Below are 13,051 nucleotides of genomic sequence, written 5' to 3' on the forward strand. Positions count from 1 at the left end.
GGCCACCGCGTTGCCCGTGGGGTCGGCACCGGGCAGGATCCTCGGCATGGCACTTGACGCGCGTGGAGGTCGGTCGCGACGGGACATGAGCCGGCCGGGGTCGGTGCGGCGCCCGCGCGGCGGCGAGCCGGTCGGCGCCGCCGACTCCGAGCGGCCGGCACCGCTGCCGGAACCGGCCACCATGCGCCTGGACGGCCGGGTCGCGCTGGTGACCGGCGCGGGCAGCCCGGACGGCATCGGGTACGCGACCGCGCGCCGGCTGTCCGACCTGGGCGCCCGGGTCGCGATCGTGTCCACCACCCGGCGCATCCACGAACGCGCGGGCGAGCTGGGCGTCACCGGTTTCGTCGCCGACCTCACCGACGAGTCGGAGGTGGGCGCGCTCGCCGACGCGGTGGCCGAGCAGCTCGGCGACGTGGAGGTGCTGGTGAACAACGCGGGCCTGGCCAGCCGGGCCAGCCCGGAGGTGCTGCGGCCGGTGGCCCAGCTGACGTACGACGAGTGGCGCGGCGAGATCGACCGCAACCTGACCACCGCGTTCCTGTGCAGCCGGGCGTTCATCGGCGGCATGGCCGAGCGGGGCTGGGGCCGGATCGTCAACCTGGCCGCCACCGCCGGGCCGGTCAACGCGCTGCCCACCGAGGCGGCCTACGCGGCGGCCAAGGCCGGCGTGGTCGGGCTGACCCGGGCGCTGGCGATGGAGATGATCGCCGACGGGGTGACCGTGAACGCGGTGGCGCCGGGCATCATCCACACCGCGGCGTCCACGATGGCGGAGATCAAGCAGGGCCTCGGTACGCCGGTCGGGCGTCCCGGAACGCCGGACGAGGTGGCTGCGGCGATCGCGTTCCTCTGCTCGCCGGCCGCGTCGTACATCACCGGGCAGATGCTTGTGGTCGACGGCGGCAACAGCGTCCGGGAGGCGCAGTTCCGCTGAGGCGTCAGTAGGTGCCGTTGTCGGAGTTGGCCCAGATCGCCAGCCCGATCCAGCCGCAGCAGACGAGCAGGCCGATCGCGGTGAAGATGTAGCTGAGGACCAGGCCCCAGGTGGCGAGCTGGTCGCCGTCCTCGCCGGTCTGCCGGATCTGCCGCTTGGCCAGGTGGCCGCAGACGATGCCGGCGGGCGCGAAGACGAACGCGAAGACGAGCGACAGGATGGCGAGCACGTTCGTGCCACGGGGTCCCGGCCCCTGTCCGGGCGGCCCGTACTGGCCGTAGGGCGGCTGCGGGGCGTACGGGGGCTGGTGGCCGTACTGCGGATGCTGCTGGACGTACTGCGGCTGTCCGTACGGCTGGCCGTGCGACGGCGGCTCGTACGGCGACGGTGGCTGCTCGTCTGTCACAAGCGCCCCTTCCCCCAGGTCAACGGCCCTCTTACTTGCGGACGCTACCCGCAGCGGTGAACCTTTTCACAGCGGTTGTGTGGACTGGTCACCTTGGCGCGGCCGGTCCCGGGGCCGATACTGACCGAGCGTTCAGTTACCCATGAGTAAGGTGCCGACCCCGGAGGCTGAGATGGCCCGACTCGCCCAGACACCCGGACTGACCGACGTGCAGCGGTCGATCCTGGAAACCGTCCGGGAGTTCGCCGACAAGGAGATCATCCCGCACGCGCAGCGGCTGGAGCACGCCGACGAGTACCCGAGCGACATCCTCGACGGCATGCGCGAGATGGGGCTGTTCGGCCTCACCATCGACGAGGAGTACGGCGGCCTGGGCGAGTCCCTGCTGACCTACGCGCTCGTGGTCGAGGAGCTGTCCCGGGGCTGGATGTCGATCTCCGGCATCGTCAACACCCACTTCATCGTGGCGTACCTGATCTCGCAGCACGGCTCCGCCGACCAGAAGGCCCGGCTGCTGCCCCGGATGGCCACCGGCGAGGTGCGCGGCGCGTTCTCGATGTCCGAGCCGGAGTGCGGTTCCGACGTCTCGGCGATCAAGTCGAAGGCCGTGCGCGACGGCGACGACTACGTCCTCAACGGCCAGAAGATGTGGCTCACCAACGGGGCGTACTCCTCGGTGGTCGCCACCCTGGTCAAGACCGACACCGGGGCCGACTCGGTCTACGGCAACATGAGCACCTTCCTGCTGGAGAAGGAGCCCGGCTTCGGCGAGACCGCGCCCGGCCTCACCATCCCCGGCAAGATCGACAAGATGGGCTACAAGGGCGTCGAGACCACCGAGATGGTGCTCGACGGCGTCACGGTGCCCGCCTCCGCCGTGCTCGGCGGCGAGGAGAAGGTCGGCCGCGGCTTCTACCAGATGATGGACGGCATCGAGGTCGGCCGGGTCAACGTCGCGGCCCGCGCCTGCGGCATCTCGATCCGGGCGTTCGAACTCGCGGTCGCATACGCCCAGCAGCGCCACACCTTCGGCCAGCCGCTCGCCAAGCACCAGGCCGTCGCGTTCAAGCTCGCCGAGATGGGTACGAAGATCGAGGCCGCGCACGCGCTCATGGTCAACGCGGCCCGGCTCAAGGACGCCGGCCAGCGCAACGACGTCGAGGCGGGCATGGCGAAGCTGCTCGCGTCCGAGTACTGCGCCGAGGTGGTCCAGGAGGCGTTCCGGATCCACGGCGGCTACGGCTACTCCAAGGAGTACGAGATCGAGCGCCTGATGCGCGAGGCGCCGTTCCTGCTGATCGGCGAGGGCACCTCGGAGATCCAGAAGACGATCATCTCGCGCGGCCTGCTCAAGCAGTACAAGCAGTAGGGGCCCCGGCTCACCGCTCGGGCCGGCGCGCGGCCTGCTCGGCGGTGGGCAGGTACCGCCGCGCGTGCTCGACCAGCGCCGTCGGGTCGTCGGCGTACAGCCGGATCTCCCGTACCGGCTCGCTCGGCCCCTTCGGCAGCCGCACCGACAGCGGCTCGCGCAGCACCACGTCGACCGCCGTCTGGCTGCCGATGCCGAGGTTGAGCACCGCCGGGTCGTCCACGTCGTACTGGACGGCCCGGCTGGACGGCAGCGACCGGCGGCGGATTGCCACCCGGGCGACCGCGTCCCACGGGATCGTGACGTCGACCGAGACGCCGTTGCGCACCCGCAGGCCGACGTCGTCGACGACGTGCGGATGGATCCGGAGGGCGGCCAGCAGCCCGATCATCCACAGCACACCCCAGACGCCGAGCGCGACGGCCGCGTGCCGCACTGTCGGCTGGTCGACCGTGTGCCGCAGGATCACGTCGAGGATCGGGATCTCGATCGTGGACAGGGCGATGAAGGCCAGCAGGATCGGCTGCACGCCGCCGACGTAGGCGTACGTCTGCGCGCCCGGGGCGACCGGATACGGGCGGCGCAGGATCCACCGGGCGAGGCTGCGCCACATGCCCCACTCGTACGCCACCGCACGCCGTGCCAGCCGGATCGCCCGTCCCATCACCGCACCCCCTTTTTTCAATACGACTGCAATGTAAACGCGCGCCGGTGGGGAGTCAATGCAGTCGTATTGTGAAAGCATGGGGGCATGCCGAAGCGGGTCGACCACCGGGAGCGTCGCGCGCTGATCGCCGACGCACTGATGCGGGTCGCGGCCGAGCAGGGGCTGGAGGCGGTCAGCCTGCGTCACGTGGCCGCGGCGGCCGAGGTCAGCCCCGGGATGGTGCAGCACTACTTCCGCACCCGGGACGAGATGATGGTCTTCGCGCTCGCAGTGGTGCGCGACCGCAACGAGGCCCGGATCCGGAGGGCGGTCGAGCCGCTCGGCGCGACGCCGGCGCCCCGGGCGCTGCTGCGCGCCATGCTGGCCGAGCTGCTGCCGCTGGACGAGGACCGGCGGGCGGACGGGCGGGTGGCCCTGGCCTTCCTCGCGTACACCGCCGTCCGGCCGGCCGTGGCCGCCGCCCTGCACGACGAGACGGCCGCGCTGCTGGCGTTCGTGGCCGGGCAGATCGCCGCCGGCTCACCGCTCGTCGCGGACGGACGGGTGGACCCGGAACGGGCCGCGGTCGGACTGCTCGCCGTGATGGAGGGCCTCGGCATCTACGTGCTCGGCGGCCACTACCCCCCGGAGACCGCGCTGGCGGCGCTCGACGCCCAGCTCGACCTGATCTTCGGGCCCGAACCGCCGCCCGGTGCCGTCAGCCGCGACGAGTCAGCCCGGCGGCGGCCCGCTCGACGATGAGGCACCTGTCCTCGACGTAGTCGAGGCCGGCCTCCTCGGCGATCCGGCGCGCCTCGTCCGAGAAGATCCCGAGCTGCAACCACACCGCCGGGGCGCCGATCGCCACCGCCTGCCGGACCACGTCGACCGCGTCGCGGGCCGGGCGGAACACGTCGACCAGGTCGACCGGGTGCGGGATGTCGGCGAGCGTCGGGTACGCCTTCTCGCCGAACAACTCGTCCACAGTCGGGTTGACCGGGATGATCCGCCAGCCGTGCCGCTGCATCTCCAGCGGTACGCGGTGCGCGGCCTTGCCCGGGTCACGGGAGGCACCCACGACGGCGATCACGGCGGAGTCGGCGAGGATCTGCTGTGCGGAACGCATCCCCCGAGACTAGTGCCCCGTCTTTGAACGTTGATCGTGTAATCCATCGGTTCTGAGGACGGATCGGGCAGGCTGTCTCCCAGCACTCGTCAGGGGAGGTGGTGGCCGGTGGGTAGACGGCCGGAGGTGTTCGTCCGGCAGGTGTCGATGGCCGAGGGTCAACGGTTGCAGCGGATCACCCGCACGGCGAAGGACCCGGTGAAGCTGCGTAGGGCGATCGTGGTGCTGATGTCCGCCCAGGGCCAGCCGGCCCCGGACATCGCCCACCTGCTCAAAGCCAGCGAGGACTACGTGCGGGACGTGATCCACGCGTTCAACGAGCGGGGGTTCGACGCGCTGGACCCAAAATGGAACGGGGGCGCACCGAGACGGATCGATGAGCAGACCCGTGACTGGATCTGCGTCATCGCCCGGTGCGACCCCCGGTTCCTCGGCCGACCGTTCTCGTGCTGGTCCCTGGCCAAGCTGCGCGACTACCTGATCGACGCCGGCTACGTGGCGACGATCAGCGCCGAGACCATTCGGCGGATCCTGCACGAGCGTGGCGTGTCGTGGCAGGCAACCAAGACGTGGAAGGCCAGCAACGACCCCGACTTCACGTCGAAGATGCGCCGGATCCTGGACCTCTACGACCATCCACCGGCCGACGGTCGGGTGTTGTGTGTGGACGAGTTCGGGCCGCTGAGCCTGCAACCCCGTCCCGGCCGGGCCTGGCGCCCTCAGGGTCAGCCCGTTCGGCTGCGGGCCACCTACACCCGCGACCAGGGTGTGCGGCACATGATCGCCGCCTTGGACCTGGCCACCGGGAGGCTGCACTACCGCATCCGTGACCGGAAACGGTGGCGCGAGTTCCTGAGCTTCCTCAAGACCCTGCGCCGCCGCTGGCCCGACCAAAAGCTGTATCTGATCTGCGATAACTTCTCCCCGCACAAGCACCCCGAGGTCCGCGCCTGGTGCGCCGCCAACCAGGTCGACCTGGTATTCCTACCGACCTACGCCTCCTGGCTGAACTGGATCGAAGCCGAGTTCGCCGCCGTGCGCTACTTCGCCCTCAACGGCACAGACCACCGCAGCCACGCCGAGCAGGACGCCGCCATCGGCGACTACATCCGATGGCGCAACCAACGCGCCAGACCGAAATCCGCATTCGCCGCCGGCTCCAAGATCCGCCACCCGGATTACCCGTTCAAGGCTGCATGACGGGGCACTAGCTCCCTCGGTGCGGCGACGGCAGGGATTTCTGTCCGGTGGACGGTTGACAATGGGCTTTTCCGCGCCGCGCAGATCTGCGCCGATAACGATTTCTCCAGAGAATTGCGAGTGGCATCGTAAGGGGTTTCTGCATTCACTATGGCCCCTCTTGGTGTGATATGGATCACACATAGACGGCATCGCTTAGTGTATTGTCGATTTCAGCTTTCATTGATCACCTGGCCGGGATATCCAATCGTTCGATCATTGGATATGTCGATGATTGCTGTCTGGTTCTGTGCAGGTGTTCTCAACACGGGGAGAGTGCAGATGAGTAGTAACCTCGCAACCAGTAAGCGTCGCGGCCTGCTCGGTGGGCTGTCGGCCGTCGCCCTGGCGACGGCGGCGGGTGCCCTGATGGTCCCTTCGGCCGCTCAGGCGCACACGTCCACTGTCGACCTCAGCCGCTCGGGATGCAGCTACGCCGGGCAGAGCAGCCACGGCTACGCGAAGACCTGGAAGGGTAGCGGGAGCTGCAGCGGACACGCCTGGCTTCGTGTCAACTGGGCCGGCAACGTCAGCAGCTGGTCGCACGATGCGTCCAAGGTCGAGTTCTACGCTCCCGGCAACAACGGCATTGTGTGGAGTGAGCACAAGAGCTGCGAGACCTGCGGCTCGAAGAAGATCAACCACTAGCTCATGCGGATGTCCCATGCCGGACAGCTGCGCGTTTCAATCGCTGCGTTGCTGATCGGTGGGCTGTTCGGCTGCAGTGCTTCTCCGCCCGCTGACCGAGGCGGAGGCACTGCAGCCGGCAGTTCCGGTCAACACCTCACCGAGAAGGAGCGGGCGGACGGTGCCGCTGCCCAGGAAGCTCTGCTTGGCGATGGAGTGACAAGCCGAGCGGACTACGAAAAAGCAACCGAGTTTTTGGGCAAATGTCTTCAAGCGCATGATGTGCAGCTCGTCAACACGGGCTGGAACCCGGTGAATCAACAAGTGATGACCATGTGGTACCGGAACCCAGAACTGTCTGACGAAGAGGTCGGGGCCATCGGTGACGAATGTCATGGGGCCTGGCTCGGGCGAGTTGAGGACCAGTTCGCCAAGAGTAATCCTCCCCGCATGAAGCCCGAACTCATGCTTGTCGTCAAGGAGTGCCTCAGGAGCAAGAACCTGGCAGTCAGTGATCGAGCGGTGGGGATCCCGGACCTCGACGCCGAACTCGGCGAAGATCGGCGCCAGGACATTCGCACTTGCGTCACACAGGCGGTCTCACAGCTTTACCCCGACTCGCCGGTGGCCATCTACTAGCGACGACGTCACATCGCGCTTGCGGTGGCACGTCGACCGGCCCGCCGTCCCCCGAGGCGCACGCGCACCGGGGGACGGCAAGGCATGGGCCCGATCCGGAGGGCGATCAAGGCGTTCCACCCCGTACCCGGGTCGGCTGGCCGAACCGAATGGGCAGCGTACCCAGGCGCTAGAGCAGGGAGAGCTGCTCGGCGGCCGGTGCGGGCGGCGGGGTCTCGGGCAGCCGGCGATTGTCGCCGGTCTCGCCGCGGTGCAGCCCGTGCCGGCGTGCCGCCATCCGCACCCGCGCTGTCACCTCCCGCTGGTACGCCTGCGGCGCGTACGAGCCGGCCTGGTAGAGCTGCCGATAACGGGGCACCAGGTGGGGGAACTCCCGGGCCAGCCAGCGGGCGTACCACTCCCGGGCACCGGGCCGAAGATGCAGCGGCAGCGGCGTCACGCTCGCGGCCCCGGAGGCGGCGATCGCCGCGACCGTGGCGTCGATGGACTCCTCGTCGTCGCTGAGGCCGGGCAGGATCGGCGCCATCAGCACGCCGACGGAGAAGCCGGCGTCGGTGAGGGTGCGGACCGCGTCGAGGCGGCGGCGCGGGCTCGGCGTACCAGGCTCGGCTGCCCGCCAGAGCGCCTCGTCGACGAACCCCACCGAGTACGACACACCGACCCGGGTCACCTCGGCGGCCTGGCGCAGCAGGGGCAGGTCGCGCAGCAGCAGCGTGCCCTTGGTCAGGATGGAGAACGGGTTCGCGAAGTCCCGCAGCGCCTCGATGATCGGCGGCATCAGGCGGTAGCGGCCCTCGGCCCGCTGGTAACAGTCCACGTTGGTGCCCATGGCGACGTGCGCGCCGCGCCAGCGTGGGGCGGCCAGCTCGCGGCGTACCAACTCGCCCGCGTTGACCTTGACGATCACCTTGCGGTCGAAGTCGGCGCCCGGGTCCAGGTCGAGGTAGGTGTGGGTGTTGCGGGCGAAGCAGTTGTGGCTGACCACGCCGTTGGCGATGAAGTCGCCGGTGCCGGTGGTGATGTCCCACAGCGGAAGCTCCAGGCCGAGGTCTTCGACGGCGGTCACCTGGAGCCGCGCCGCGCACTTGAGCGCCATGCCCTCGATCGAGCGCCGGGCGGTGACGGCCGGGTCGGTGAGGTGGAAGAAGCGCAGCCGCTCCGGCAGCCCGCCGGTGAGCCGGAGCTGACGCGCCGCACCCGGTGCGTCCGGCACGTCGAGGGCCCACCGGAAGCCGAACCGGTCCAGCGCGCCGGCTGCGCGGGCCCGGCTCTCGTCGTCGGCGACGCTGATCCGGAACACGCCCCGGTGGCAGGTGCCCACGGCGTCGAACATGCCGGCCAGGTAGCCCAGCGCCCAGTCGTCAGTCGCCTCGTCGGGTGGCGTGAACAGCCCGGTGACGACGTCGGCCGGGCCGGCTGTGCGTACCACTGTGGTCGTCGCCCGGCGGCCCGCCCGGGCGGTGGTTGCCCGCTCGACGGTGACGCCCGCGTCGGCCAGGTAGCGCTCGGCCCGGTCGAGCGCCTCCGCCTCGGCGGTGGCCAGCCGGAACCGGGTGTCGCGCCGGTGGCCGGCGGGGTGGTCGTCGCGGACCAGGGCGTGCAGGTAGCCCCGGCGGTAGTCGGCCGAGCGCTTCGGCGCCACCACGAACCCGCCGGTGCCGAGCAGGCGGTTGCGGGTGGTCAGGTGCGGACGGCGTCCGCCGCCGCGCATGGTCCCGGTGACGTGCTTCCAGCCGCGTTCGGTGAGGAACCGGTGGTCGGCGCTGGCGACGAGCGTGGTGCCGTCGGCCAGGGTGATCCGGTAGGCCCGCTTCACCGTGGACCACTTGTCGAGCACCGTGGTGACGACGTAGTGGCGGTAGGCGCCGCTGCGCCGGGTGCCGTAGATCCGATCGCCGGGCTCCAGCTCGCTGATCGCCCTGGTGCGGCCGTCGGCCATCAGGATCGGAGTGTCGCCGCCCAGGCAGTAGACGCAGGCGTGCGAGCAGCCCCGGTAGGGGTTGATCGTCCACTCGAACGGCACGCGTGACTGGCCGGGCACCCGGTTGATGATCGACTTGGCGCGGACCTCGTAGAAGGTCATGCCGGCGAAGTCGGGGGTGTCGAAGGTGCGGGTGACGGCGCCGGGCAGCGCCAGCGGCAGGGGTGGAGCCGCCGGCGCCGCCCGATCGGGAGTCCCCTCGTCCGGGGGAGCGGAGAGGTTGTCCCAGCGCATGGAGTTATTCGAACACGTGTTCGAACAAAGCGCAAGCGAGCCCCGCCGGTACGGGACACGCCGCCGGCCGGCACCCAGGAGGGGCGCCGGCCGGCGGCGTGCGGAACGTCAGTGGTTGTGCTCGGCCAGCTTCTTGCGGACGTCGTCCATGTCCAGCGCCTGGACCTGCTCGATGAGGTTCTCCAGCGCCGACTCCGGCAGCGCGCCCGGCTGGGCGAAGACGATCACGCCGTCACGGATCGCCATGATCGTCGGGATGGAGCTGATGTTGAACTTGGCCGCCAGCTCCTGCTGCGCCTCGGTGTCGACCTTGCCGAAGGCGATCTCCGGGTGCTTCTCCGAGGAGCGCTCGTAGACCGGGGCGAAGCGCTTGCACGGGCCGCACCAGTCCGCCCAGAAGTCGAGCAGGACGATCCCGTCGCGCCCGGTCACCTCGTCAAAGTTGGCCGTGGTCAGCTCAACCGTTGCCATTTGCTCTCTCCGATCACCGCGGATTGTCGTACGTCCGGTGGAACCAGGGTCAGTCCGTCCGAATTCCCGTCGCGCGGGTGACGAAACGCTGAGCGCCCGGACGGTGACCCTGGGCACATCGAACACCATCTGTTCGCCCCGTTCGTGCGGAACGCAAATGCACGCCGCACTTGCGTGACGGGACGTGATGGGAGCGTTTCCAAGGAGATCACGCTCAGTTGCGGCTACGTATCGGTAACTTTGGGCTTGACGAGCATCTATCCGGCCTGCGGAGATCGCTTACCGACCTCACGTCGGTTACTTTTAGTAGTGTTACGAAAAGATAAATGTGACCTCCGTCTCTGTCGGCGACGGGTGGTCGTACGGCAGAATTCTTCGCATCAGAGCGTGGGCGGCGGGTGCCGGGGAGGGCCCCGCCGCTCATTGCGTCCGGACCTCGGTGGCCCCCGGTGTGACATTTCCGCCGGGCGAGCGCCCCGCCCCTCGCCTTAACAAGCGATAAGGCATGCTGTGCCGAACTCCATCGCCGCCCGTGAAGGGGACAAGGATGCAGTTCGGCCGCTACTACGAGGAGTTCGAGGTCGGCGCGGTCTACCGGCACTGGCCGGGCAAGACGGTCACCGAGTACGACGACCACCTCTTCTGCCTGCTCACCATGAACCACCACCCGCTGCACATGGACGCGCACTACGCCGAGTCCGCCTCGCAGTTCAAGCGCAACGTGGTGGTCGGCAACTACATCTACTCGCTGCTGCTGGGCATGTCCGTACCGGACGTCAGCGGCAAGGCGATCGCCAACCTGGAGATCGAGTCGCTGCGGCACGTCGCGCCGACGTTCCACGGCGACACCATCTACGGCGAGACGACGGTGCTGGACAAGCGGGAGTCGGCCTCGAAGCCCGACCGCGGCGTGGTCGCGGTCGAGACCCGCGGCTACAACCAGGACGGCACGCTCGTCTGCGTGTTCCGCCGCAAGGTCATGGTCCCCAAGAAGGAGTACGCGGCCGCCGCCGTCCCGGACGGCGTCGACCCGGAGCGTCCCAGCTTCCCCGAGCCGCGCTGACCTCGCGTTCCGTCCGGCCACCGGGCCTCGTTCTCCGTTCGGCGGGGACGGGGCCCGGACCTCGTCCGGGGGCTTATGCTCGGGCTGGAGGTGCCCATGAGCCACTCCGTAGCCGGAGAGCCGCCTTCCGCCGGTCGCCGCGCCGCACCGCTCACCACTGCCGCCTACTCCGCGGCGGAGTGGGACCTGTTGACCGACCTGCCGGGCCGCGTCCTCGTCGCCGCCGCCGCACCCGGCCCCGGCCGACCGCCGCGTGGCGTCGCCGCCGGACTGGCCGGCCTGGACGCGGTGGCCGCCGGCCGGGCCTTCGACAGCGATCTCGTCCGCGCCGTGGTGGCCGCCATCTACGCCCGCCACGACGGCGTCACCGAGCGGGACGAGCGCCTGACCGACATGGTCGACCTGCTGGCCGCCGCCCGGGCGACGGTACGCGTGCTGCGCCGCCGGGCGGATCCGGCCGACTCGGCGGCGTACCGGCAGTGGGTGGAGTCGGTCGCCGCCCGGGTGTGCCGGGCCGGGCAGACCACGCCGAGCCCCGCCGACACGCGCTTCCTCGACCGGCTGGGCGGCGCGCTCGACCTGCGCTGACCGGGGGCGCCGCCGGGCCGTACCCTCGGCAACCGTGACCGACGACCAGCTCGACGTGGGTGTGGGGCCGTGGCCCGGTGACCCGCCGGACGACCCGCGCTACGACCCGGAGCTGCTCACCGCCGGGGACCGGCGCAACGTGGTGGACCGCTACCGCTACTGGCGGCGCGAGGCCGTGGTGGCCGACCTGGACCGGCGTCGGCACGACTTCCACGTGGCGATCGAGAACTGGCAGCACGACTTCAACATCGGCACCGTGGTCCGCAACGCCAACGCCTTCCTCGCCGCCGAGGTGCACATCGTCGGACGGCGGCGGTGGAACCGGCGGGGCGCGATGGTGACCGACCGCTACCAGCACGTCCGGCACCACGCGACGATCGAGGAGTTCGTCGCGTGGGCGCGCGACGAGCGGTTGCCGGTGGTCGGGATCGACAACCTGCCCGGCTCCCGGCCGATGGAGACCGCGGTGCTGCCGCGTCGCTGCGTGCTCCTGTTCGGCCAGGAGGGGCCGGGACTGTCGGCGGTGGCCCGATCGGCCTGCGACGCGCTGTTCTCCATCGCCCAGTACGGCTCGACCCGGTCCATCAACGCGGGGGTGGCCAGCGGCATCGCCATGCACGCCTGGATCCGGTCGTACGCCGGGCCGCCGCCGGACTGAACCCGCGCGTGGGTCCACCGCCGGACGGAAATCCCACGATCGTCGGCCCGCCCCGCTTGACGCCCCGCGGGTCCGGGGTGACGGTGAGGGTGTGACTGTCGCGGTGAGTTGTCCGAAGTGCGCGGGCCCGGTGCGCGAGCCGGATCTGATGCACGCCGAGCACCGGTGCGTGCGCTGCGGCCCGGTCGCGCCGCTGCACGTACCGGAGCACATCAGCGCCGAGATCATGGCCAGCGTGGTGGAGCGGATGGCCGCCGACCCCGACCCGACCGGCCGGCTCCGGATGCCGCTGTGGTGCCCGTGGCCGCTCCCGCCGGGCTGGACGCTCACCGGGGTGGCGTGGGCGGGCGACGACCGCGCGGGCGTACGGGCCACGCTCGTCGCCTGCGCCGGACCGGCCCCCCTGGACGGTGGGCCGGCCGACCTGATCTTCGTCGCCGAGGAGCCCGGCGTCGGTCTCGGATCCCGCTTCGCGGGACTGCCCGGACCCGACCCCGGCCCACAGGTGGAGGAGGCGCTCACCGATCCCGGCCCTGGTCATCCCGAGCGGCTGCCGCACGCGAAGATCCGGGTGGGCGGCCATCCGACTCCACTGTGGCTCGTCCGCTCCGAAACGGATCGAAGCGCGTACGCCGGCGAGGCTCGGGGAATGTGGCTCCATGCGATAGCCTGGCCGGCGAGTGCGGGTCACCTCCTCGCGGAAGAAGTCGTGCTGCACGACCTCACCGAGTGGACACCGCCCGAACTCGTGTACGGCGCACCGTCTCCGTACCTGCACGGGCGGGCCTGACCGGCTCGCCACGGCGAGTCGGAGAGCGGACGCAGATATTCACGGTAAGACACCATGCTGATACTCTGGGTGCCGCTGCGGTAAACGGACCCGGCGCCGCGCGAGAGGATGGCCCGCTATGGTCAAGAAGGTCCTCACCTGGGCCGGCATCGCATTCTTGATCTTCTTTGTTGCGTACCGGCCCAACTCCGCCGCCGACGTCTTCAAGTCTCTCGGCGGCGGCATCATGGACATCGCGCAGGGCTTCGGCGACTTCTTCACCAACCTCGTCGCCTAG

Annotated in this window: 16 protein-coding genes; 11 read left to right on the forward strand and 5 right to left on the reverse strand. The window is 70.1% G+C overall.

The features are described from left to right. The first annotated feature begins 46 nt into the window (after window positions 1-46). A complete protein-coding gene (locus tag O7611_RS01530) occupies window positions 47-937 on the forward strand; it encodes an SDR family NAD(P)-dependent oxidoreductase (protein ID WP_036311415.1) in 891 nt (296 codons plus the stop codon). A gap of 4 nt (window positions 938-941) precedes the next feature. Here the strand turns inward: O7611_RS01530 and O7611_RS01535 are convergent, their stop codons facing one another. After that, window positions 942-1,343, reverse strand: a complete 402-nt coding sequence (locus O7611_RS01535) for a DUF4190 domain-containing protein (RefSeq protein WP_269696077.1) — start codon at window positions 1,341-1,343, stop codon at window positions 942-944. 172 nt (window positions 1,344-1,515) lie between these two features. Here O7611_RS01535 and O7611_RS01540 point away from each other — a divergent pair, with 172 nt between their 5' ends. Then, window positions 1,516-2,712 (forward strand): acyl-CoA dehydrogenase family protein, encoded by a 1,197-nt coding sequence (locus O7611_RS01540; RefSeq protein ID WP_194798722.1) that lies wholly within the window; start codon window positions 1,516-1,518, stop codon window positions 2,710-2,712. Between the two features lie 10 nt (window positions 2,713-2,722). Here the strand turns inward: O7611_RS01540 and O7611_RS01545 are convergent, their stop codons facing one another. Beyond that, window positions 2,723-3,376 (reverse strand): hypothetical protein, encoded by a 654-nt coding sequence (locus tag O7611_RS01545; protein WP_194798721.1) that lies wholly within the window; start codon window positions 3,374-3,376, stop codon window positions 2,723-2,725. An 87-nt stretch (window positions 3,377-3,463) separates the two neighbouring features. On the opposite strand from O7611_RS01545, the gene O7611_RS01550 reads away from it, so the two are divergent. Next, the gene (locus tag O7611_RS01550) at window positions 3,464-4,120 is read left to right on the forward strand and encodes a TetR/AcrR family transcriptional regulator (protein WP_194798720.1); all 657 of its coding nucleotides are present in this window, start codon (window positions 3,464-3,466) and stop codon (window positions 4,118-4,120) included. Here the strand turns inward: O7611_RS01550 and O7611_RS01555 are convergent. After that, on the reverse strand, window positions 4,077-4,484 hold the full coding sequence (locus O7611_RS01555) for a CoA-binding protein (protein WP_194798719.1): 408 nt from the start codon (window positions 4,482-4,484) through the stop codon (window positions 4,077-4,079). The genes O7611_RS01550 and O7611_RS01555 overlap by 44 nt on opposite strands. Before the next feature lie 108 nt (window positions 4,485-4,592). On the opposite strand from O7611_RS01555, the gene O7611_RS01560 reads away from it, so the two are divergent. The 3 genes from O7611_RS01560 to O7611_RS01570 all read left to right on the forward strand — a co-directional run bounded on the left by O7611_RS01560 (window position 4,593) and on the right by O7611_RS01570 (window position 6,989). Beyond that, entirely contained in the window at window positions 4,593-5,684 is a 1,092-nt protein-coding gene (locus O7611_RS01560; protein ID WP_269696078.1) for an IS630 family transposase, read from the forward strand. Between the two features lie 321 nt (window positions 5,685-6,005). Next, complete coding sequence (locus O7611_RS01565; protein WP_013283889.1) at window positions 6,006-6,371, forward strand: hypothetical protein; 366 nt, start codon at window positions 6,006-6,008, stop codon at window positions 6,369-6,371. Window positions 6,372-6,374: 3 nt separating this feature from the next. Beyond that, a complete protein-coding gene (locus O7611_RS01570) occupies window positions 6,375-6,989 on the forward strand; it encodes a hypothetical protein (protein ID WP_269696079.1) in 615 nt (204 codons plus the stop codon). Between the two features lie 169 nt (window positions 6,990-7,158). On the opposite strand, the gene O7611_RS01575 is transcribed toward O7611_RS01570, so the two are convergent. Both O7611_RS01575 and trxA read right to left on the reverse strand, forming a co-directional pair. Further along, window positions 7,159-9,204 carry an intein-containing Rv2578c family radical SAM protein gene (locus O7611_RS01575; RefSeq protein WP_269696080.1) on the reverse strand — a complete coding sequence of 682 codons (2,046 nt, stop codon included), beginning with the start codon at window positions 9,202-9,204 and terminating at the stop codon, window positions 7,159-7,161. A gap of 108 nt (window positions 9,205-9,312) precedes the next feature. Next, entirely contained in the window at window positions 9,313-9,675 is a 363-nt protein-coding gene (gene trxA / locus O7611_RS01580) for a thioredoxin (RefSeq protein ID WP_135243197.1), read from the reverse strand. Between the two features lie 547 nt (window positions 9,676-10,222). Here trxA and O7611_RS01585 point away from each other — a divergent pair. From O7611_RS01585 to O7611_RS01605, 5 genes are all read left to right on the forward strand, one after another. Further along, window positions 10,223-10,738, forward strand: a complete 516-nt coding sequence (locus O7611_RS01585; protein WP_013283894.1) for a MaoC family dehydratase — start codon at window positions 10,223-10,225, stop codon at window positions 10,736-10,738. A 96-nt stretch (window positions 10,739-10,834) separates the two neighbouring features. Beyond that, window positions 10,835-11,326 carry a hypothetical protein gene (locus tag O7611_RS01590; protein ID WP_194798716.1) on the forward strand — a complete coding sequence of 164 codons (492 nt, stop codon included), beginning with the start codon at window positions 10,835-10,837 and terminating at the stop codon, window positions 11,324-11,326. Window positions 11,327-11,360: 34 nt separating this feature from the next. Continuing rightward, a complete protein-coding gene (locus O7611_RS01595) occupies window positions 11,361-11,984 on the forward strand; it encodes a TrmH family RNA methyltransferase (RefSeq protein WP_194798715.1) in 624 nt (207 codons plus the stop codon). Between the two features lie 103 nt (window positions 11,985-12,087). Then, window positions 12,088-12,774, forward strand: coding sequence for a DUF6758 family protein (locus O7611_RS01600; RefSeq protein WP_332367416.1), 687 nt, complete (start codon window positions 12,088-12,090; stop codon window positions 12,772-12,774). 118 nt (window positions 12,775-12,892) lie between these two features. Beyond that, the gene (locus tag O7611_RS01605) at window positions 12,893-13,051 is read left to right on the forward strand and encodes a hypothetical protein (RefSeq protein ID WP_013283898.1); all 159 of its coding nucleotides are present in this window, start codon (window positions 12,893-12,895) and stop codon (window positions 13,049-13,051) included.

The sequence above is a fragment of the Micromonospora sp. WMMC273 genome (assembly GCF_027460285.1).
In the GTDB taxonomy this organism is placed as follows: domain Bacteria; phylum Actinomycetota; class Actinomycetes; order Mycobacteriales; family Micromonosporaceae; genus Micromonospora; species Micromonospora aurantiaca.